Here is a 17,535-nt window from a genome sequence, read left to right as displayed (position 1 = left end):
GGCAGGTCAGGTCGCCTTTGCCCACAGCCAGCGCGCGGGTGGAATCGCCAGGATGGCGCCGATGAGCTGGGCGACGATGAAGGCTGCGACACCATGCGGAGCGATGCCGGCAAATGTGTCGGACAAGGAGCGCGCAACGGTGACGGCCGGGTTGGCGAACGACGTCGATGCGGTGAACCAGTAGGCCGCGGTGATATAGAGCCCGACGGCGTAGGGAAGGGCGGATGGCGTGCGGGCTGCGACGCCGAAGATCGTCAGCAGCAGGCCGAAGGTGGCCACGGCTTCGGCGAGCCACTGCCCGGTCCCGGTACGCTCCGTCAAGGATAACTGCCAGACCTGCAAGTCGAACATCAGGTGTGCGACCCAGACGCCGACGATGGCACCGGCGAGTTGTGCGATGACATAGATCGCTGCATCTCGCGAGGTGGCGTCGCCGCGGATCGCGAAGGCCAGCGTGACCGCCGGATTGAAATGCGCCCCGGAGATCGGGCCGAACATCAGGATCAGGACAGCGAGGATGGCGCCGGTCGGGATCGTGTTGCACAACAGCGCCAGCGCCAGATTCCCGCCGGCCAGCTTTTGGGCCATGATGCCGGAGCCGACGACGGTGGCGAGAAGGAAGGCAGCCCCGAGCCACTCAGCGAAAGCGCGTTTCGCAAGGCCAGGCATCAGCCGCTGCGCCTCAATGAAACACGCTCGCCGTCTTCCTTGACGAACTCTCCCTGCTGCTCCGGCAGGAGCTGGAGGACGAGCTCCGAAGGACGGCAGAGCTTGACGCCCAGAGGCGTCACGACGATCGGCCGGTTGATCAGGATCGGGTGCGCCATCATGGCGTCGACAAGCTTTTCGTCGGACAATGCCGGATCGTCGAGCCCGAGTTCGGCGTAGGGCGTTCCCTTTTCCCGGAGAAGCTCCCGCACCGATATGCCCATGCGCGCGATGAGCTGCTGCAGCAGCACGCGCGAGGGCGGTGTCTTGAGGTATTCGATGACATGCGGCTCCAGGCCGGCATTTCGGATCATTGCCAGTGTGTTGCGCGACGTGCCGCACTCAGGATTGTGATAGATGATGACGTCCGTCATGGCGATCACCTCAGCAGCAGGCAGAGGATGGTTTCGGCTCTGGACGCGGCGCGCAGCAGGCCGATGGCTCGTCATCGGCGGAAGGCCTGTCATCGGCAAAAGGCTTGTCATCGGCAGAAGGCTTGTCATCGGCAGGAGACTTGTCATGGGCAAGGCGCGCCTGGTTCTCACCGGTCCCATCGCCATAGATCGTGCTTTCGCCGACGGTATGGAAGGTTTCCCAGGCGATGCCGGCCGGGTCATCGATCCATGATTTTTCCGATCTGGCGTAGCAGCATGTCGTCTGTCCCTGTTCGAGCACCGTGCCGCCGGCGCTGCGCAGACGGGCATAGATGTCGTGCAGTTCGTCGCTGCTTTCCGCCTGAATGCCGAGATGGTCGAGGCCGGGCTTCCGCCCGCGCGTCGAGATCGCAAAGTTCACGCGCGGGTCCTCGAGCATCCACTTCGCATAGTCGGATTTGATGACTGCGGGCTCGGCGGCAAACAGCGCCGAATAGAACCCGATCGATCGGGGAATATCGTCGACGGAAACATGGACGTGCAGGCGTTTCATGGCGCCTCCTTTCAGGCTGGCACGCTGGCGCGCCGCCGCGTGGGTTGGCAGGCTGGAGCGGGGGGGCACGGCGTTCCGCCGCAGCAGTTTTCGGTCAGGAAACCGAGCAGTTCGTTCATGGTCTCGAACTGTGCCGTATAGATTTTCGAACGACCGTCACGTCTCACGGCTGCGAGGCCGGCCACGCGCAGCCGGTCGAAGTGGAATGTCAGCGTATTGGGCGGCAGGTCCAGGGCCTCGGCGATGGCGCCGGCGGTCATGCCGGCGGGGCCGGCCTGGACCAGCAGGCGGAAGACATCGAGGCGGTTGTCCTGGGCGAGCGCGGCAAGCGCGGCAACGGCGTTCGTCTTTTCCATATTTCAACGATTATCGAAATAATGGCGGCTGGTCAACCTCGATCGACGGTGCATGGTCGCGTGTGGTTCTGCCGTGCTGTGGAAAGCTGATGCGAAAGGCGCGCGCATCACGCCGCGCGAAAGCCGCGGCCGGTGATGCCGCCGCGACCGGGCAGGCCGTCCTACCAGATGACGATCATCATCACGATCGCCAGCGGCAGCACCGCGAGGCCGAGATAGACCCAGGTCCGGTAGCCCTCCGCATCCTTCGGCAGGATGAACATGTGGACCACGAACCAGGCGCACACCACGATGCCGATCAGCAGGCGGATGAGATCCGCCGGCGTATCGTACACCGACAGGAGCGTCTCGTTCTGGGGACTGGCGACCCGCGCCGTGGCGACGACGAGCACCGCGATCACCAGGGTGCGGAACACGAGTCCCGCGACCCGGATGGCGACCGGCGGCTTGGCGCCGGCGGCGGTCTTGACCGGAGTGGTGTCCGGCTTGGTATTGACTTGCATGGCATCGCTTCCGCTTCAGCCTGAGAGTCAAGTGTCGAGACCCGCTGCCGTCGAACCTTGATCGCGAATCTCAACGCCGACAATACAAGCAACTGCTGAAAAAGTTACTGCGCGTTCGCCGGGCCGGCAATGTCAGTTTCGCGTCATCTTTTGCCGGAAAGGGCAGCACTGCTGCTTCATTTGACGGCAGGGCACAGGCGCAGCCTGGCCGCCACCCGGCGTCGGGACGCTCCGGACCTCGTCAGTCATCCTGGCCGGAGCGGGTCGGCGGCGCCGCTGGCGCCGGGCCGGACGGCCTGTAGAGTCAGCTATGTTCGCTATCGGACATTGGCAAGGCGCGCCGGGGCCGCGGGAGCGGACCGCCGTGGCGCGCCATCCGTTGTCGTGTGTCGAGCGGCTCGTCGGCCGCGTGGGCTGGAATTGCTCCAGGCCGCGGCGCGCCGGCCGCGCTTCAGTGGTCGCGCCGCGCCAGCGCCTTGGCAAGATCGAGCACCCGCCGGCGGTCGTCGGCCGATGCGATCCTGATGAATGCCTGCACGAGTTCGAGACTCTCCTCCGTGATCGGCCGTTCCCCCTCGGGCTGTTCGCCCGATCCGCCGTCGATCACCGTCCATATTGCCTTTCTTGTTTCATCACCCATTACGTCCATTCCATCGCTGATCGAGTGCCCAGATACCGATCGCAACCGTTCCCGGAAATGCATGACCGATGCCGCGCCGGTGTGCATCCTCAGGGCCGATTCATCCCGATCGGTTCCCACCGACGATCGCTCCGCAATCTTGCAGTAAACTGACCGATTTCAAGCCCCAATCGGCACTTGCAGCACGTGGACAGCCTGCCGAAGGGAAAAGGGCGGGTCGGGACACAAGGTCGCGCAGGCCGGGCCGGTTTCAATGTGTCCGGTTGTTGACATAAGTTTTTATCGGCAGATCATGGATCATTAACCGTAGCAGGCGCGTTCGCCCTCAAAACAGCGGCGGAACTGCGGGTCTCCGCTTCCGGGCCGATTGCGCGCCTATGAACGGTTTCGGGCCGACATCGGATTGTCGCCACTCTAGATTGACAGGTCCCACACTCGCGCACCGCAGCTGCGCGTCTCATCAGTTTCCGGGTGAAAGGCCCGCTCGATCGGACGAGGATCGACGTGAATTCGGCATCGCTGAGCCCGGTTGACAACAGTTTGCTGGCTTCGCTCCCCCGGGCGGACTTAAGCCTTATTCAGCCGCATCTCAGCCTGCTGGCGCTGGACCAGGGGGTGCGCCTGCTCGACGCCGGCGAGGAGGTCGATGCGGTGTACTTCCCCCTCAACGGCATGCTGTCGCTGCTGGTGGTGATGCAGGACGGCCGCGCCATCGAGACCGCGACCGTCGGCCGGGAGGGCGCCGTCGGCGCCATGGCCGGGCTCGGGCTCTATGTGTCGCGGGTGAAAGTTGTCGTCCAATTGCCGACAGTGATCGCGCGCATCCCGGCGGCGCAGTTCCGCAAGGCGGTGGCCGGCAGCCCGGCGCTGCGCGACCTCTGTGTTCATTTCAACGAGACGCTGCTGACCCAGGCGCGCATCACCGCGGCCTGCAACGCGCTGCATCAGGTCGACGCGCGGTTCTGTCGTTGGCTGCTGCAGACGGTGGACCGCGCCGAGAGCGACATCCTGGCGCTGACCCAGGAGCTGCTGTCGCAGATGCTCGGCGTGCGCCGCACCTCGGTCACCGAGGTCGCCGGCCGGTTCCAGGCCGAGGGGCTGATCAGCTACTCGCGTGGCGTCATCCGCATCCTCGACCGGCCGGCGCTCGAGGCGCGCACCTGCGAGTGCTACGAGACGCTCAAGAGCGAGCTGAAACCGCGGCGCCGCGGCTGAGTTTCGCGCGTCGCTCGCCGCCGCTCGCGCCGGTTTCACGACCGAGACGCTGAAAATCCGCGGCCGATACATCATTACACCGGCGCAGGCCGGCGGCCCCGATCGTCGCGGTCGCGCCGCACGTTCCCTCGCGCGACCAGATGGATAGGTCACGGTGGCAGCGGCGGTGAAACGTTTCCGTCGCCGTTGCCCGGCGGTTGCCGCAACGCCCCCAGAGCAGATCAGATACAGACTCAGAGGCAGATACAGATACAGAGCAGACACCGCGCGCGGTGATCACGAGGCAGGGGCAGTGTTTTTTTAACCGCTGCACGCCATGCATTGCTGCCGTGCCGGGGTGGCGCGGCTCGGGCCCATATCGCGGATGTGGTTCGGATCGCAGCCTATTTTGCGGCGGGAACCCGCCCTGCGCGCTGCGGTCGCGGGGCGGCCGGCTCACGATCCTGTGACGCTTGCTTGCATTCGCGGCGAACGTGCCGATGTCAGCCCCATCACTTCCTCGAGCGCCCGCCGGATCGTTCGACAACAACAAGGACGTCGCATCATGTCTCGCCGAACCGCCGCGACCGCGCGCGCTGCCACGCTGTCCACCTCGCATCACCGCCTGCTGCTGGCGTTCGCCGCCGCGCTCGCGCTGATCGCCGCCATTCCCTCGTTCGCCCACGCCGCGCCCGCCAGCACGGCGTCAGGCAGGGCGGCGCCCGCGAAGAGCGTCATCACGCGGCACGCCTACGCGCAGGCCACCGCGACCGAGTTCAGCAGCGCCGCGCGCCGCCATCATCATCAGCGTTATGTCGTGCGCGAGCGCGACAGCTTCCGCGGCGCCTATGGCTATGTCCCGGCCCCGGTGGTCACTGCGCCGTCCTATGGCTACGGCGGTTATGGCTACGGTTACGGCGACAACTCGCGCAACCAGACCTGGTAGGCCGCAGGCGTTCGACATGCGTGTGAGTAGCGTTCGTGTGTGAGTCGCGTTCCTGCGTTGCGTTCAACAGTTGAGTTCCTGAGTTCAGTTCAAGCGTTCGGCGGCTGCGCCTTTCTTCTCGTTCCTCCCGAGACTCCCTGACGGGCGTGGCCGCCACCCTCCTTCGTTTCGCGTTACAGTCCTCCTCTCCATGTCGCCTTTCGCCGCCGGCCTTTGTGCCGGCGGTTTTTTGTGTGCGCCTGGCCGGCGTTGTCTCCCTTGCGGTTTTGATCCAAGCTGCCGCGAGAATCTGACAACGTCTGCCGGGAGAACGCTCATGTGTGTCGCCTGCAATCCCGGCCTGGCCGCGGTCCTGGAGTTCATGGCCTCGCGGCGCACGGTGCTGCAGACCAGCGCGGGGTTGACGGCGTCGGCGTGGCTGCCATCGGTGCCGGCGCGGGCGCAGGGGGCCCACGCCGAGCTGCTGTTTCGCAACGGCACGGTGATGACCATGGATCCGGCGAAGCCGCGGGCGCAGGCCGTGGCGGTCAGCGGCGGCAGGATCGTGGCGGTCGGCTCCGACAGCGATCTCGACGGCTTGCGCAATGCCGACACCAAGGTGATCGATCTCGCCGGTGGCACGCTGCTGCCGGGCCTGATCGATCCGCACATGCACAGCGCGTTCGTCACCTTCGAGAGCTGGCTCGATGTCGGCCCGTTCGCGATGCGGAATATGGACGACGTGGTCAGCGCGTTGCGGACGGCGGCGGCACAAGCCGCGCCCGGCGCGTGGGTCAAGGCGTGGCAGTTCGATGCGACGATCACGCCGGGCACGACGGTGATCGACCTCGCGCTGCTCGACCGCATCGCGCCGGACCATCCGCTGTTCCTCTACGAGTCCAACGGCCACATCGCCCATGTCAACACCGCCGCGCTGAAGGCCGCCGGCGTCACCCGCGACACGCCGGATCCGCCGCAGGGACACTACGGCCGCGACGCCAATGGCGAGCTGACGGGCCGTGTCGATGAAACGCCGGCGCTGATGCCGTTCATGGCGAAGATCGGCATGCCGTCGGCCGACGAACTCGCCGCCGCGCTCGGACGCCTGTTCAGGACGGCCGCGAGCCGCGGCTGCACCGGCCTGTTCGACTGCGCGCTCGGCTTCCAGGGCCTCGGCGACCTCAAGCTGATCCAGAGCGTGATGGCGAACAACCCGCCGGTCCGCTATGGCGGCACGCTGGTGTCGAGCCGCATGAAGGCCTGGCAGGATGCAGGCCTCAAGCCGGGCTTCGGCAACGACCGCTTCCGCGTCAGCGCGATCAAGGCGTGGGCCGACGGCTCCAACCAGGGCCGCAGCGGCTACCAGCGCCAGCCCTACCTCAATTCGGACAGCCGCGGCCTGCTGAATTACACCGCCGAGCAGCTGACGCAGGCCATCCGCATCGCCCATGACGACGGCTGGCAGGTGTGCGTGCATGCCAATGGCGATGCCGCCATCGACACCACGATCGATGCCTATGACGCGGTGCTCAGGACGAAGCCGCGCGACGACCATCGCCATCGTCTCGAGCACTGCTCGATCCTGCATGACGAGCAGATCGCGCGCATGAAGGCGCTGGGATTGTCGCCGTCGTTCCTCATCGGCCATGTCCACTACTGGGGCCGCGCCTTCCGCGACGACATCCTCGGACCCGAGCGGGCGAACCGCCTCGACCCCTGCGCCTCGGCGCTCAGGGGCGGCCTGCGCCCGACGCTGCACTCCGACTGGAGCGTCACCGAGATCGGCCCGCTGCGCATGGTGGAGAACGCGGTGACGCGGATCATGCGCGACGGCGGCGAGGTGCTCAATCCGGCGGAGCGCGTCCCCATCGACGCGGCGCTGCGCATGGTGACGGCGGACGCGGCGTGGCAGTGCCGCTGGGATTTCACCGGCGTGCTGGCGGCGGGCAAGGCGGCCGACCTCGTCATCCTCGACAAGGATCCGACCACGGTCGACCCGACGACGCTGCGCGGCGTCCCGGTGCGCGAGACCTGGCTCGACGGCGAGCGCCGCTTCCAGGCGTGACGGGAGGCGCCCGATCCGTGCCGCCGGCCGTTCGTGCCGGCGGCTTTGTTTTTTTGAGGTCGATGTTTATTCGTGCTGCGCGCTGTGATGCTCTTGTCATTTGCCGCGCGCAGGATTTGGATAAAGGCCCCGGCGTCGCGCGTGTTTTTTTGACGGCCGGTCTGTTTCGAAAACAATCTGTTTCATTCATTCGGTAGTGGAGGCATTTGATGTCCAAGACGTTTGGAGCAGGTATCTATACGGCTTATCGCCAGAACGGCGTCCTGCATGTCAGGGCTATCGGCTGGAAGCCGACCATGCAGACCAAGGTGTATCTGGATGAGCTGCCGTTCCTGATCTTTCCGCCGCAGGTGGCGCTGTTCTTCGAGAGCGAGGGCATCACCAGCCCGCTCGAGATGCCGTTCGAGACCGAGAAGGCATTCCCCGGCTATCCGCGATCGGCCAAATTCGTGACGGTGGTCGACCGCAACGGTGATCACGCGATCCACATCGAGGAGCGAGCCGCCGCGGCAGCGCCGCTCAGGATCGGCGATCCGGCGGAGCCGCGCTTTGTCGTGTATCGCCAGATCGGCGTGGACCGGTATCTGATTGCTCCCGCGGACGCGCTGGTGCTGGCGATCTATGTCAGGGTGTTCGGCCCCGACACCTACGCACGCTGCCAGGCCTATGTGGCGGCGCATAGCGCGCCGACGCCGGTGATCGATCTGGTGCCGGGCTCGCTGCATGCCTGGATCGACGTGATGCCCGGTGGACCGAGCAGGCTGATCGTCACCGTCGACGCCTTCATCGAGGTCGACTGGACCGTGACGCTGGTCAGCGCCGAGCCGCAGGGCATCAACCAGCTGGTGAAGCTGCTCAAGCTCGACGTGCGGCTGCCGCAAGGACCGGTGCACAGCCACGCCATCGCGCTGCGCACCCTGCGCTACGAGGAACTGCAGCCGCTCGCCTATACCGACGTCACCATCGAGAATGGCGTGCTGACGATGTCGGCAAAGGTGACGACGGCGCACTGACGGCGAGGGCCGGGGTTGCGCCGGGGCTGTTCATCCTTCGCGGCGCGCAACAGCGCGCACCTCAGAATAACGGGGTGAGCACAGCGCCGCTCCATTCTCTACGTCATCACCGGGCCGGCGCGCAGCGCCGTGACCCGGTGATCCAGCTTCAGCGATTCATCACCGTGTGGTGAGCAAGCTGGATAGCCGGGGCGAGCCCGGCCATGACGCGGTGGGAGTGGTGCGTGCTGAAGACCAGACGCTCCGCTGTTTTTCCCCTCACGCCTTCAGCTGTGCCCGCACGGGCACCGGCTGCAGCGCGGCCGCTCTTGCGAGCCGCGCCTGTCGCGCGCGCTCGAAGCCATGCATGCCGCTGTGCCACTGCAGCGCGACGATGGCGCCCTTGGTCGGCTGCAGCAGCGCTAGCGACGAGAACAGCGTCAGCGGCAGCCAGATCAAAAAGTGCAGCCAGTAGGGCGGGGTGTAGGCGACCTCGACGGCGAGGATTGCCGGCACGATGAGATGGCCGACCACCACGATGACGAGATAGGCCGGAAAGTCGTCGGCGCGCTGGTGGGTGTAGTCTTCGCCGCAGGCGCTGCAGTGATCGACGACCTTGAGGAAGCGGCCGAACAGCCGGCCCTTGCCGCAGCACGGACACTTCATCGCGAAGCCGCGCAGCGTTGCCGTGGTCAGGGACACATTGGGGTCCGTCATGGCGAAACCTCTTCTCACTCTTTTCAATTGCTGATCCATACAATATGGTTTGAGCGCCCAACAATCAAAGACAATGCGCGAGATTGCATGGATTGGATCCCTACAATATTCGAAGGCCAGGGGCCGCTGTACCTGCGGATCGTCGCGGCCATCGCCGACGATGTCGCCAGCGGCCGCCTGGTGCGCGGCCAGCAATTGCCGACCCATCGCGCGCTGGCGCGCACGCTCGGCATCGACCTCACCACGGTGACGCGGGCCTATGGCGAGGCGCGCAAGCGCGGCCTGATCGACGCCCAGGTCGGCCGCGGCAGCTTCGTGTCGGAGACGACGACACGCACTGCCGACGGGCCGCCGCGCGTCACCATCGACCTGTCCATGAACATCCCGCCGCAGCCGGTGGAGGCGAACCTCGACCTGCGCATCGCGCAGGGGCTCGCCGCGGTGCGCGGCGATGCCGGCTTCAGCGCGTTCCTGAGCTATGCGCGGCCCGGCGGCAGCGACGAGGAGCGGCAGGCCGGCGCGGCGTGGCTGCATCCGCGCATTCCTTCGGCGCGCGCCGATCGTCTGGTCGTCTATCCCGGCGCGCAGGCGATCGTGTTCAATGTCCTGCTGACACGCACCTCGCCGGGGGATGTCGTGCTGACGGAAGCGGCGACGTATCCCGGCCTCAAGGCCGCCGCAGCGCGGCTTGGCGTGCGCCTTGTCGGCGTCGCCATGGACGAGGAGGGCGTGCTGCCGGACGCGCTGGCGCGCGCCTGCGCGGCGCACAAGCCGAAAGCGGTGTACCTCGTGCCGACCCAGCACAACCCGACCACGGCGACGCTCGGGCCGGCGCGGCGCCAGGCGGTGGCCGACATCATCGATCGCAGCGGCACCGTGCTGATCGAGGACGACGCCTATGGCGCGCTCGAGCCGCAGGTCGCGCCGATCGCGAGCCTCATTCCCGCGCGCACGTATTACGCCGCGAGCCTGTCCAAGGTGATCGCGCCGGCGCTGCGCGTCGCCTACCTGCTGGCGCCTGACGACGGCACCGAGCAGGCGATGCGCAGCGCGTTGCAGGCGACCGCGCAGATGTCGGCGTCGCTGATGGTGGCGCTGGTGACGCAGTGGATGGCGAGCGGCGTCGCCGAGCAGATCATCCGCGCCATCCGTCATGAAGCGGCGGGCCGCCAGCAGCTCGCCGCGCGCTATCTCACGGGCACGCGCGTCGCGGCGCGGCCGCACGGCCATCACCTGTGGGTGCCGCTGCCGCCGCAGTGGACGCGCGAGGATCTCATTGTGCACCTGCTGCGCCATGGCCTCGCGGTGGTCGGCGGCGACGCCTTCGCCGTGTCCGACGACGCGCCGAACGGCATCCGCGTGTCGCTGGGCGCCGCCCGCAACCGCGCCGACCTCGCCCAGGCCCTGCAGGTGCTGGCCTTCGCGCTCAAGGGGCCGGGCAGTGGTGCGCAGATCGTGTGAGGGCGACGTGAAGACAGCAGCGTTTCCTGGCCCTCTGCGTCATCACCGGGCTTGACCCGGTGATCCAGCTTCACGGCGCGCCTGATGTGTGGCGAGCAGGCTGGATGGCCGGGTCGAGCCCGGCCTTCGATCGAGGCCGACAATCGAGAAGATCCGGTCTTGGATTTGGGGGGGCGCCTGATTTGGCGGCCAGCGCGATCAGTCCAGGATGAGCCCAGATCACCTCGCAGCACATCCGATGTGCGATGCGGACTCATAGCGTTTCTGGTAGCAGGCCCGTGGCATGCTTCTGCGGCGGGCGCGGTGCATTTGCCGACAATTGCTCCAATGTAGCTATCAACGGATTTCCGATTGTGCGTCGCAATCGAGTTGGCCCACGGAGTTCGCCCTGGCATTTCGAGCAAATACGACCGACGACCGGAGTAAAGGCTTGCTCGCCAGAGCTGAATTCCATTCTGTCACAATGATTGCATTTCAGGGGGACGACACGCGCTTCGAGATGAGGCAATGAGTTTTGCGCCATCAGTGTACGGACCATGGCGGGGTCCAATCTCACTCCATCTATTTCCACAGCCGAGAAGGTGTCGTCAGGGTCGGCTATTTCGTCGTCCGCTTTGTAGGCATGCACATGAATGCCTTCCTCCTCCGCCTTCTCTGAGGACCAAATGATCGCGGGGTTCGAACCCCAGAGTTGTATGCCACCAGCATAATCGCTCTGCTGGAGCGAGAGGACCTTTCCAGCTTGAACAGGCTTTCGCGGGAGCAGCCCCAAGGTCTCTTGTGTTGCACGAATAGGATTTCCGATCCCAACAACGGAATCTCGAAAATTTTTGCCGCAACCTGCGCACAGATGGCGACGGTGCGGGTGGATGCTGAACCAGTCTTTATCGAGATGCGAATATCCACAATGGGTGCATCGGACGTCTCGCACATCGAATCCAAATACGCTGCTGACCATGTAGTACACGGCATCGATTTCAGAAATCAGCAGGCCTTCCGTCGGAAGCTGATGGCCATTCAGCCTGACTGCCCGATAGGTAGCGTCTATGTCCTTGTCCCCGTCGGAATCCCTCCGCGCGTGAACATGGATTCCAAAATCCAGGGGAAGGCGGGTCGTATCATAGACGGGTGGAACAGCACCCCATAGGCCCACTCCGCCGGGATATTGGTCGAGATCGAGGTCGAGAATCTCATGAGGCAAAATCGGTCGAAGATGTGCCGCACGGCATGCCATTGCAGGGCGACCGTACTTGGCGGTGGCATCGGCTCTGTGCGTAAGGCACCAGTATCTCGTGCCGCCATCGCGCCGTTTTCCGACAGGCCTAATATCGCAACCAATCGCCTGCTTTGATGCCGCCTTTTCAGGCTGGCTGAACATATCAAGCCGTCTCATGGCCGCACCTTCCTTCGAAAGTCTTTAAGCCGCTTTGGTCACTTTCTTCAGCGAGAGCAGCCATTCACGCAGCTTAATGACTTGGTCTTCAGTTAGCTTTGAGCCGTAATGGCCGACGATCTCAAAGGGGGATCCGCCGTCCTTCTTGAAGATTTCCCGAAGCACATCGAGCGTTTGCTCGCGGCCGAGCGCAATCTCCGCTGGATCGACCAAGGAAATGCAATCGGTGCCCACGATATAATTGGGGGTGCGCTTGGCAAATGTCGCCGGATCATGAGTGTCGAGTTTGTGCTGTGCGCCGCTCACATCGACGATAACGTTTCCGGTCAATTGACCGTCGTCACGCATTCGAAGGCGCTGATCAGGAAACTGCTCGTACGCTTGTACGGCGTCGATTTTTTGCGCAACTTCGAAGCCGCCCATCACGAATTGGCGCACGTTGGGAAGCTTGCCGGATATCACGAACAAATGGTCCCCCTTTTTAACTTGGCGCCTGACATCAGGGCGACAAGCTCCGAGGCTCGCATTGGGTCCGAGGTAAGGGTCTTTTACATGCTTCCCAAGCTGCGGATCGTAGCCGCTGCTAGTTATGAAGATTTTTCCAATCATCAATGCCTCCAAGTCTGGTCGTCATCCTCAGTAAGCTGCCAATCGAGCTTTTGCTTGAGGGCATTTCCTTGATGACGCGCCAATAGGCGCTCATGCTGCAATCGGCCGACAACGATACCTGGGCCGATTCCGATCGCTTCCGCAAAGTCGTGAATGTCTTCGTTTGTAAAGCTCTTCTTCCGCACGAACTCGCCCAGAGCGGCAGGTGGAATCAGTGTGTCTCCGGCAAACTGATTTGCCTCGCTCTCATACTGTTGCATTTCAGGATCAACGATCTGATCCGAAAGATTGTCGGCCGCGTTATCTAGGACGAACGATCGCTTCCTTCTATGAAGGAGCACGTGGCCTACTTCGTGAAAGAACGTAAACCACATCTGATCGTCAGTTTTGTACCGAAGCGTTAGAGCAATGAGAGCCTTCCTGTCGGAGAGCCATCGCGCACAGCCGCTAATCGCACAGTGAGGCAGTTCTGGAACCCAGACAACAGCAACCCCTGCTGCCGCGCAAATCTTCTGAATTGGTTCCATGACCTCATTGGCCCGTGTTCTGGTCAGGCGCCTCAATTCTTCGATCGACGCACGGAATAAGTGCTCATTGAAATCCGCCGTCTGAAGTTCTGCTGCCACAAGCTCCGTTTCTCGGACCCACGCGGAGATTGCTTCGACGCTGGTCGTGAATTTGCGGGTTTGTCGGTACGCCACACGCGAAGCGCTCCATACAGCATCCCAGCTTTCAGGAGATGAGACGCCGAGGAAGTGAAGCAAGGCATCTACTTCCGACTGTCCCGGCTTCAAAAAGCGGAGCTTCCGCATCTCCTTCAGAGGGAATTTGCGAGCCCAGTCCGACCATTGAGCGGACTGCGCGAGCTCGAAGTGTCTCGCCTCAGCTTCGTCGAATTGACGCTGAAGGTTGAGCCAAAAATGCGCCGGGCGCTGAAGTACCTTCTCCAAAGCAAGTGCCGTCGGGGCCGTAACCGGCGCCTTTCCATTACAGATCTCGCTGATGGTCTTTGGCGTGAGTCCTGTACGCCGCGCCAGATCACGTTGCGCCCACCCATGAAATTCAAGATAGTCCGCCACGACCTCGCCAGGATGCGGGACAGCCGTTGGCTGGAGCAGAGTAGCTTGCTGATCGCTATCCATGGGTATCCTCAATTGCTACGATTTCGATCTTCGTTATCGATGCCCACCGCTTTTGTTCATCGGAGCGGTCCTTCGGGGCATTCTCCTCGATTGGCACGAATAACAGTCGATAGGGCTGTTTCAGATCGATCGAAAAGGTGCCCGCAAGTTCTCCTTTCAATTCATGGCAACGTTCAGGCCCAGACATCGGCGGCCAAAAGTCCGCCAGTGACACGGCGGCACGGAGCTCACTCAGGCGCAGCATGATTTTCTTCATCATGTCACGGCCATATTGCTTCTGACATGCTGCTTCGCTTTCGAGCGCCGCCTTGAGCTTACCTTTGGCTCCAATTTCCATTTGGTACCTATTTAGTAATCAATGCATCGGCGCTTTTGTTACCTATCTGGTAATATTAATAGCTGACGCGGAAGACCGCGTCAAGGGTGTTCTCGTTTCGTATCGGGTACGTAGGGAGCCGTTCGGATTTTGGAACCCGTGGTCGCAGCCTCCCCAATGCCTGACTGCCTCGTGCAGAGTATCGCGTACGAAGAAGCAGCCGACTGTCCTCGGTGTGTCCGACCGCCAATGCGGCGCATCTATCCGCCGCTGCTCGGCAGCGTGGTCGTGACCCTGGTGTGCGCGCTGATCCTGATCGCGGCCGGGCGCGCGATGCTGCCTATGTCGTCGCGGAGCTCGCGGCGCAGGCGATCTGCCCGCGCTCGCGATGGCTGGCGATCGCGAGCGTGGTGGACATCACTCCGGCAATCGGCCTGCGCCGCGCGCTATAGTTCGATGGGGCGTGTCTGCTGTGATTCGGCGCCGGCATGGTGCTGAGCTGCCGCTCCCTGCGCTTTGCGCCATCGCTGCAGGTGGTCTGCGTCGATTTTCCAGCAGCCTCTACATTAGCGCTATCCGCTGCCCCTCGCGGTCTTCTTCATGACTTATCAGAGCGCGCCGCCGTCGACACTGATGCTCGCGGCGACCGCTGTGGTGGTCGTGCTCTCGATCGTGCCTCGCATCCGGCTCGAGGGTATGGCCGGCCGTGCAACGGAGAGTCTGCCGCGCGCAGGCGCGCCGAGGCTTCCGCGTCTCCCTCGGCGCCGCCCGCAACCGCGCCGACCTCGCCCAGGCCCTGCAGGTGCTGGCCTTCGCGCTCAAGGGGCCGGGCAGCGGTGCACAGATCGTGTAGGGGGGAGGGAGCTGCGAAGACACGCAGCGCCTTCGCACACTCGGCGTCATCACCGGGCTCGACCCGGTGATCCAGCTTCAACAAGCGCGCGTATCGCTGTGAGCAAGCTGGATGGCCGGGTCAAGCCCGGCCACGATGGCGTGTGTGGCGCCTGTCATTCGTCACTCTTGTAGCAGCGGGCCTCGCCGATCTTCGCCCGGCAATGACGCAGTGGGTGTGGCCAACCCGACGGCGCGCGCTCGGTCACGTCCCACCGGAGTACCGGTCATCTGTCCCTGCTGCCCAGGATTGGGACGCGGGCGTTCGGTCAAAGCTGTTTCTGAATGCGACAGGTCGTGTTGCGCTGGGCCGTGACGGCCCTGTGAGCACGCGACGGCGCGTCCAGCCCGCGCGATCGTGGCGCCGTCAGCGCAAATGTCCCCCGAAATGATCTGGCATCGGGCTTGCTTACACACGTCATCGGTTCGTCAGCAGGCAGGGGCATTGCATGGATCACGCGCTCACCTACAAGCCGTTCGGGGCGTTTCGGCTGCTGCTGGCGGCCTGCGTGGTGCTGCAGCATATTCATCCCGTCCTGCCCTCCGGCATCGTTGCGCGGGAGGAGCATCTCGAGCTCGGCTCGCTCGCGGTCGACGTGTTCTTCCTGGCGTCCGGCTACATCATCACGGAGGCCGTGGCGCGCGTTTACCTCGATCGTCCCTTCGCGTTCCTGGCCAATCGCGCCGTGCGCCTGCTGCCGGCGGTGGTGCTGGTGATCACGCTGACGGCCGTCATGTGGGCGGCCTTCATTGCGCAGGGTGACCATATCGTCCCGCGGATGGCCAAGTTGATTGCGGCGTCGGTGCTGCATCTGTTTCCGTTCACCAAGGGCGTGACGTCGGAGTACGAAATTCTTGGCGTGATGTGGGCGCTGCGGGTCGAGTTCACGTTCTACCTCGTCTGCTTCGCCGCGCTGTTCGCCATGCCCTATCTGACGACGGCGCGGCGCCAGGGCGCGGTGCTGGTGGTCGGGGCCATCGCGCTGGGAGTGGTGTTCGCGGTCGACAGCACCCGTACAACCCCGACGATGCTGCGCTTCATTCCGTATTTCGTGCTCGGCGCCGGGCTCTACCTCGCGTCATCGCTGCCGTCGCGCACGCTGGCGCGGATCGTCGGCGTGATCGCGGCGGTCGCATGTGTCGGCGTCGTGGTCGACCAGTGCAACCGGCCGGCCTTCCATGAGGCCGCGGGCTTCGCCCGCGACCGGCTGGCGCAGACCCTGATCATGATGCTGCTGATCGCGCTGTTTGCGGCGCTGTCGGTCATGCGGGTCGGCGGGCGGCTGGCGCGCATCGACCGTGCGCTCGGCGACCTGTCGTTTCCGCTCTACGTGGTGCACGAGCCGGTCATCGTGGTGGCCGCGCTGTGTTTCGCGCCTGCCGTCCCCGTCGCGATCGGCACGGCGCTGACCGCGCTCGCCGCGGCCTGGGTGCTCTATGCGGGGCTGGAGAAGCCGCTGATGGCGCTGCGGACCCGCATCAGGAAGGCTGATATCGCCTTCGCCGACGCGGCGGCCGCGCCGGCCCCGGCCGCGGCGCCGCTGGCGGCGGACGGGCTACCCCACGTTCGCACCGCTCCGGCCATGGCCCCGCTCGGCGTCTTGAGCCGCGTCCGCGACGGAGCTGCCTGACGGCAGCCCCGCCACGCTTACAGCCTACTCCGCCGCCTGCGTCGCCGCGCGGCGCGTGCAGAGCGGGCGGCGCAGCAGTTGCGCGCAGGCGACACCGGCGAGGGTGATGCCGCCGCCGATCAGGTGATAGGCGCGGATCGGCTCGTGCAGCATCGCCACGGCAATCACGGCGGTCAGCACCGGCAGCAGGTTCATGAAGATCGCGCAGCGGCTCGGGCCGAGCTGCTCGACGCCGCGGATCCAGAAGAACGGCAGCACCACCGAGGCGAGGCCGCCGGCATAGGCGATCAGCGGCAGCGTCGTGGCGTCGAGCTGGCGCATCGGCGCGGGCGTCGCGAGCAGCGCCGGGAACATGATGGCGAGCGCGCACAGCGCCTGCAGGTAGGTCGACTGCCAGCCCGGCAGCGGCAGCGCCCAGCGCTTCAAGAGCACGCCATAGAGCGCGTAGACGAGGGCGGCGACGAACATCAGCGCATCGCCGAGATGCACGCCCTGCGCCGCGAGCGCCAAGGGATCGCCGCCGCTCACCAGCCAGATCAGCCCCGCGAACGACATCACGCCGCCGACCACCATGCCGAGCGTCGGTGCTTCGCCGAGYAGCGCGATGCTCAGCAGCACTGTGAGCAGCGGCGTCAGCGCGGTGAACACCGCCATGTTGGTCGCCGTGGTGCTTTCGGCGGCGAGATACGACAGGCTCTGGAACAGGCACATCGCGAGAAAGCCGAGGATCGCGAGCTTGCCGATCAGCGGCCAGATGGTGGCGCGGTTGCGCCACGCCGGCACCAGCACGAACGTGCTCATCAGCGCCACCGCGAGCACCAGGCGATAGAAGGTGATCGCCTGCGGCCCGATGACATGGGCCGACAGCCGCGAGGCGATGACATTGCCCGCCCACAGCACGATGGCGATCAGCGGATAGAGAAACGACAGGGCTTGCATGGTGACCTCTTGAGGGAAAGAGGCCGTTGCGTAGCGGCGGGCGCCGTGGTTTGTCTCTCGCACAAGATACGGGAATTATCGCGTTTGGGACATTCCGGTGCTGGACCGGTCGGAAGGGCCTCGCCG

General features: G+C 64.7%; 20 protein-coding genes. 8 read left to right on the top strand and 12 right to left on the bottom strand.

The window, feature by feature from the left end:
• Window positions 1-6: 6 nt before the first annotated feature.
• From AB4Z37_RS28215 to AB4Z37_RS28190, 6 genes are all read right to left on the bottom strand, one after another.
• The gene (locus tag AB4Z37_RS28215; protein WP_441520033.1) at window positions 7-669 is read right to left on the bottom strand and encodes an aquaporin; all 663 of its coding nucleotides are present in this window, start codon (window positions 667-669) and stop codon (window positions 7-9) included.
• Window positions 669-1,082: an arsenate reductase (glutaredoxin) gene (arsC, locus tag AB4Z37_RS28210; protein ID WP_441520032.1), complete on the bottom strand. Its 414-nt coding sequence runs from the start codon at window positions 1,080-1,082 to the stop codon at window positions 669-671. Before arsC ends, AB4Z37_RS28215 begins: the two co-directional genes overlap by 1 nt.
• A 10-nt stretch (window positions 1,083-1,092) precedes the next feature.
• Window positions 1,093-1,635 carry an ArsI/CadI family heavy metal resistance metalloenzyme gene (locus AB4Z37_RS28205; RefSeq protein ID WP_441520031.1) on the bottom strand — a complete coding sequence of 181 codons (543 nt, stop codon included), beginning with the start codon at window positions 1,633-1,635 and terminating at the stop codon, window positions 1,093-1,095.
• A gap of 11 nt (window positions 1,636-1,646) precedes the next feature.
• Window positions 1,647-1,991 (bottom strand): ArsR/SmtB family transcription factor, encoded by a 345-nt coding sequence (locus tag AB4Z37_RS28200; protein ID WP_441520030.1) that lies wholly within the window; start codon window positions 1,989-1,991, stop codon window positions 1,647-1,649.
• A 161-nt stretch (window positions 1,992-2,152) separates the two neighbouring features.
• Entirely contained in the window at window positions 2,153-2,494 is a 342-nt protein-coding gene (locus AB4Z37_RS28195; protein WP_441520029.1) for a hypothetical protein, read from the bottom strand.
• A gap of 451 nt (window positions 2,495-2,945) precedes the next feature.
• A complete protein-coding gene (locus AB4Z37_RS28190) occupies window positions 2,946-3,254 on the bottom strand; it encodes a hypothetical protein (RefSeq protein ID WP_441520028.1) in 309 nt (102 codons plus the stop codon).
• Between the two features lie 384 nt (window positions 3,255-3,638).
• On the opposite strand from AB4Z37_RS28190, the gene AB4Z37_RS28185 reads away from it, so the two are divergent.
• The 4 genes from AB4Z37_RS28185 (at window position 3,639) to AB4Z37_RS28170 (ending at window position 8,331) form a co-directional block, all read left to right on the top strand.
• Window positions 3,639-4,349 (top strand): Crp/Fnr family transcriptional regulator, encoded by a 711-nt coding sequence (locus tag AB4Z37_RS28185; protein ID WP_441520027.1) that lies wholly within the window; start codon window positions 3,639-3,641, stop codon window positions 4,347-4,349.
• A 544-nt stretch (window positions 4,350-4,893) separates the two neighbouring features.
• Window positions 4,894-5,274 (top strand): hypothetical protein, encoded by a 381-nt coding sequence (locus tag AB4Z37_RS28180; RefSeq protein ID WP_441520026.1) that lies wholly within the window; start codon window positions 4,894-4,896, stop codon window positions 5,272-5,274.
• A gap of 316 nt (window positions 5,275-5,590) precedes the next feature.
• Entirely contained in the window at window positions 5,591-7,318 is a 1,728-nt protein-coding gene (locus AB4Z37_RS28175; RefSeq protein ID WP_441520025.1) for an amidohydrolase, read from the top strand.
• Between the two features lie 209 nt (window positions 7,319-7,527).
• Window positions 7,528-8,331 (top strand): hypothetical protein, encoded by an 804-nt coding sequence (locus AB4Z37_RS28170; RefSeq protein ID WP_441520024.1) that lies wholly within the window; start codon window positions 7,528-7,530, stop codon window positions 8,329-8,331.
• A 258-nt stretch (window positions 8,332-8,589) separates the two neighbouring features.
• Here the strand turns inward: AB4Z37_RS28170 and AB4Z37_RS28165 are convergent, their stop codons facing one another.
• Window positions 8,590-9,066, bottom strand: coding sequence for a DUF983 domain-containing protein (locus AB4Z37_RS28165; protein ID WP_441520023.1), 477 nt, complete (start codon window positions 9,064-9,066; stop codon window positions 8,590-8,592).
• A 48-nt stretch (window positions 9,067-9,114) separates the two neighbouring features.
• On the opposite strand from AB4Z37_RS28165, the gene AB4Z37_RS28160 reads away from it, so the two are divergent.
• Window positions 9,115-10,488, top strand: a complete 1,374-nt coding sequence (locus AB4Z37_RS28160) for an aminotransferase-like domain-containing protein (RefSeq protein ID WP_441520022.1) — start codon at window positions 9,115-9,117, stop codon at window positions 10,486-10,488.
• Between the two features lie 253 nt (window positions 10,489-10,741).
• On the opposite strand, the gene AB4Z37_RS28155 is transcribed toward AB4Z37_RS28160, so the two are convergent.
• Genes AB4Z37_RS28155 through AB4Z37_RS28140 form a run of 4 tightly spaced genes read right to left on the bottom strand, consistent with a single transcriptional unit; the run spans window position 10,742 to window position 13,969 of the window.
• Window positions 10,742-11,881 carry a hypothetical protein gene (locus AB4Z37_RS28155; RefSeq protein ID WP_441520021.1) on the bottom strand — a complete coding sequence of 380 codons (1,140 nt, stop codon included), beginning with the start codon at window positions 11,879-11,881 and terminating at the stop codon, window positions 10,742-10,744.
• Between the two features lie 24 nt (window positions 11,882-11,905).
• On the bottom strand, window positions 11,906-12,490 hold the full coding sequence (locus tag AB4Z37_RS28150; RefSeq protein WP_441520020.1) for a hypothetical protein: 585 nt from the start codon (window positions 12,488-12,490) through the stop codon (window positions 11,906-11,908).
• Window positions 12,490-13,632 carry a HigA family addiction module antitoxin gene (locus tag AB4Z37_RS28145; protein ID WP_441520019.1) on the bottom strand — a complete coding sequence of 381 codons (1,143 nt, stop codon included), beginning with the start codon at window positions 13,630-13,632 and terminating at the stop codon, window positions 12,490-12,492. The genes AB4Z37_RS28150 and AB4Z37_RS28145 overlap by 1 nt, the downstream gene beginning before the upstream one ends.
• Window positions 13,625-13,969, bottom strand: a complete 345-nt coding sequence (locus tag AB4Z37_RS28140) for a type II toxin-antitoxin system RelE/ParE family toxin (RefSeq protein ID WP_441520018.1) — start codon at window positions 13,967-13,969, stop codon at window positions 13,625-13,627. Before AB4Z37_RS28140 ends, AB4Z37_RS28145 begins: the two co-directional genes overlap by 8 nt.
• Window positions 13,970-14,247: 278 nt before the next feature.
• On the opposite strand from AB4Z37_RS28140, the gene AB4Z37_RS28135 reads away from it, so the two are divergent.
• From AB4Z37_RS28135 to AB4Z37_RS28125, 3 genes are all read left to right on the top strand, one after another.
• Complete coding sequence (locus AB4Z37_RS28135; RefSeq protein WP_441520017.1) at window positions 14,248-14,400, top strand: hypothetical protein; 153 nt, start codon at window positions 14,248-14,250, stop codon at window positions 14,398-14,400.
• A gap of 254 nt (window positions 14,401-14,654) precedes the next feature.
• Window positions 14,655-14,801, top strand: coding sequence for a hypothetical protein (locus AB4Z37_RS28130; RefSeq protein WP_441520016.1), 147 nt, complete (start codon window positions 14,655-14,657; stop codon window positions 14,799-14,801).
• A 487-nt stretch (window positions 14,802-15,288) separates the two neighbouring features.
• Window positions 15,289-16,470, top strand: a complete 1,182-nt coding sequence (locus AB4Z37_RS28125; protein WP_441520015.1) for an acyltransferase family protein — start codon at window positions 15,289-15,291, stop codon at window positions 16,468-16,470.
• Window positions 16,471-16,494: 24 nt separating this feature from the next.
• Here AB4Z37_RS28125 and AB4Z37_RS28120 read toward each other — a convergent pair whose 3' ends face one another.
• Complete coding sequence (locus AB4Z37_RS28120; RefSeq protein WP_441520014.1) at window positions 16,495-17,409, bottom strand: DMT family transporter; 915 nt, start codon at window positions 17,407-17,409, stop codon at window positions 16,495-16,497.
• Window positions 17,410-17,535: the final 126 nt, after the last annotated feature.

It is taken from the genome of Bradyrhizobium sp. 2TAF24 (assembly GCF_052115025.1).
Taxonomy (GTDB): domain Bacteria; phylum Pseudomonadota; class Alphaproteobacteria; order Rhizobiales; family Xanthobacteraceae; genus Bradyrhizobium_A.
This window is presented reverse-complemented; position numbering and strand designations above follow the sequence as displayed.

Bases quoted from the DNA above. Each gene is read 5' to 3' on its own strand.
- AB4Z37_RS28215 (WP_441520033.1), bottom strand. From the start codon at position 669: ATGCCTGGCCTTGCGAAACGCGCTTTCGCTGAGTGGCTCGGGGCTGCC.
- arsC (WP_441520032.1), bottom strand. From the start codon at position 1,082: ATGACGGACGTCATCATCTATCACAATCCTGAGTGCGGCACGTCGCGC.
- AB4Z37_RS28205 (WP_441520031.1), bottom strand. From the start codon at position 1,635: ATGAAACGCCTGCACGTCCATGTTTCCGTCGACGATATTCCCCGATCG.
- AB4Z37_RS28200 (WP_441520030.1), bottom strand. From the start codon at position 1,991: ATGGAAAAGACGAACGCCGTTGCCGCGCTTGCCGCGCTCGCCCAGGAC.
- AB4Z37_RS28195 (WP_441520029.1), bottom strand. From the start codon at position 2,494: ATGCAAGTCAATACCAAGCCGGACACCACTCCGGTCAAGACCGCCGCC.
- AB4Z37_RS28180 (WP_441520026.1), top strand. From the start codon at position 4,894: ATGTCTCGCCGAACCGCCGCGACCGCGCGCGCTGCCACGCTGTCCACC.
- AB4Z37_RS28175 (WP_441520025.1), top strand. From the start codon at position 5,591: ATGTGTGTCGCCTGCAATCCCGGCCTGGCCGCGGTCCTGGAGTTCATG.
- AB4Z37_RS28170 (WP_441520024.1), top strand. From the start codon at position 7,528: ATGTCCAAGACGTTTGGAGCAGGTATCTATACGGCTTATCGCCAGAAC.
- AB4Z37_RS28165 (WP_441520023.1), bottom strand. From the start codon at position 9,066: ATGGATCAGCAATTGAAAAGAGTGAGAAGAGGTTTCGCCATGACGGAC.
- AB4Z37_RS28160 (WP_441520022.1), top strand. From the start codon at position 9,115: ATGGATTGGATCCCTACAATATTCGAAGGCCAGGGGCCGCTGTACCTG.
- AB4Z37_RS28155 (WP_441520021.1), bottom strand. From the start codon at position 11,881: ATGAGACGGCTTGATATGTTCAGCCAGCCTGAAAAGGCGGCATCAAAG.
- AB4Z37_RS28150 (WP_441520020.1), bottom strand. From the start codon at position 12,490: ATGATTGGAAAAATCTTCATAACTAGCAGCGGCTACGATCCGCAGCTT.
- AB4Z37_RS28145 (WP_441520019.1), bottom strand. From the start codon at position 13,632: ATGGATAGCGATCAGCAAGCTACTCTGCTCCAGCCAACGGCTGTCCCG.
- AB4Z37_RS28140 (WP_441520018.1), bottom strand. From the start codon at position 13,969: ATGGAAATTGGAGCCAAAGGTAAGCTCAAGGCGGCGCTCGAAAGCGAA.
- AB4Z37_RS28125 (WP_441520015.1), top strand. From the start codon at position 15,289: ATGGATCACGCGCTCACCTACAAGCCGTTCGGGGCGTTTCGGCTGCTG.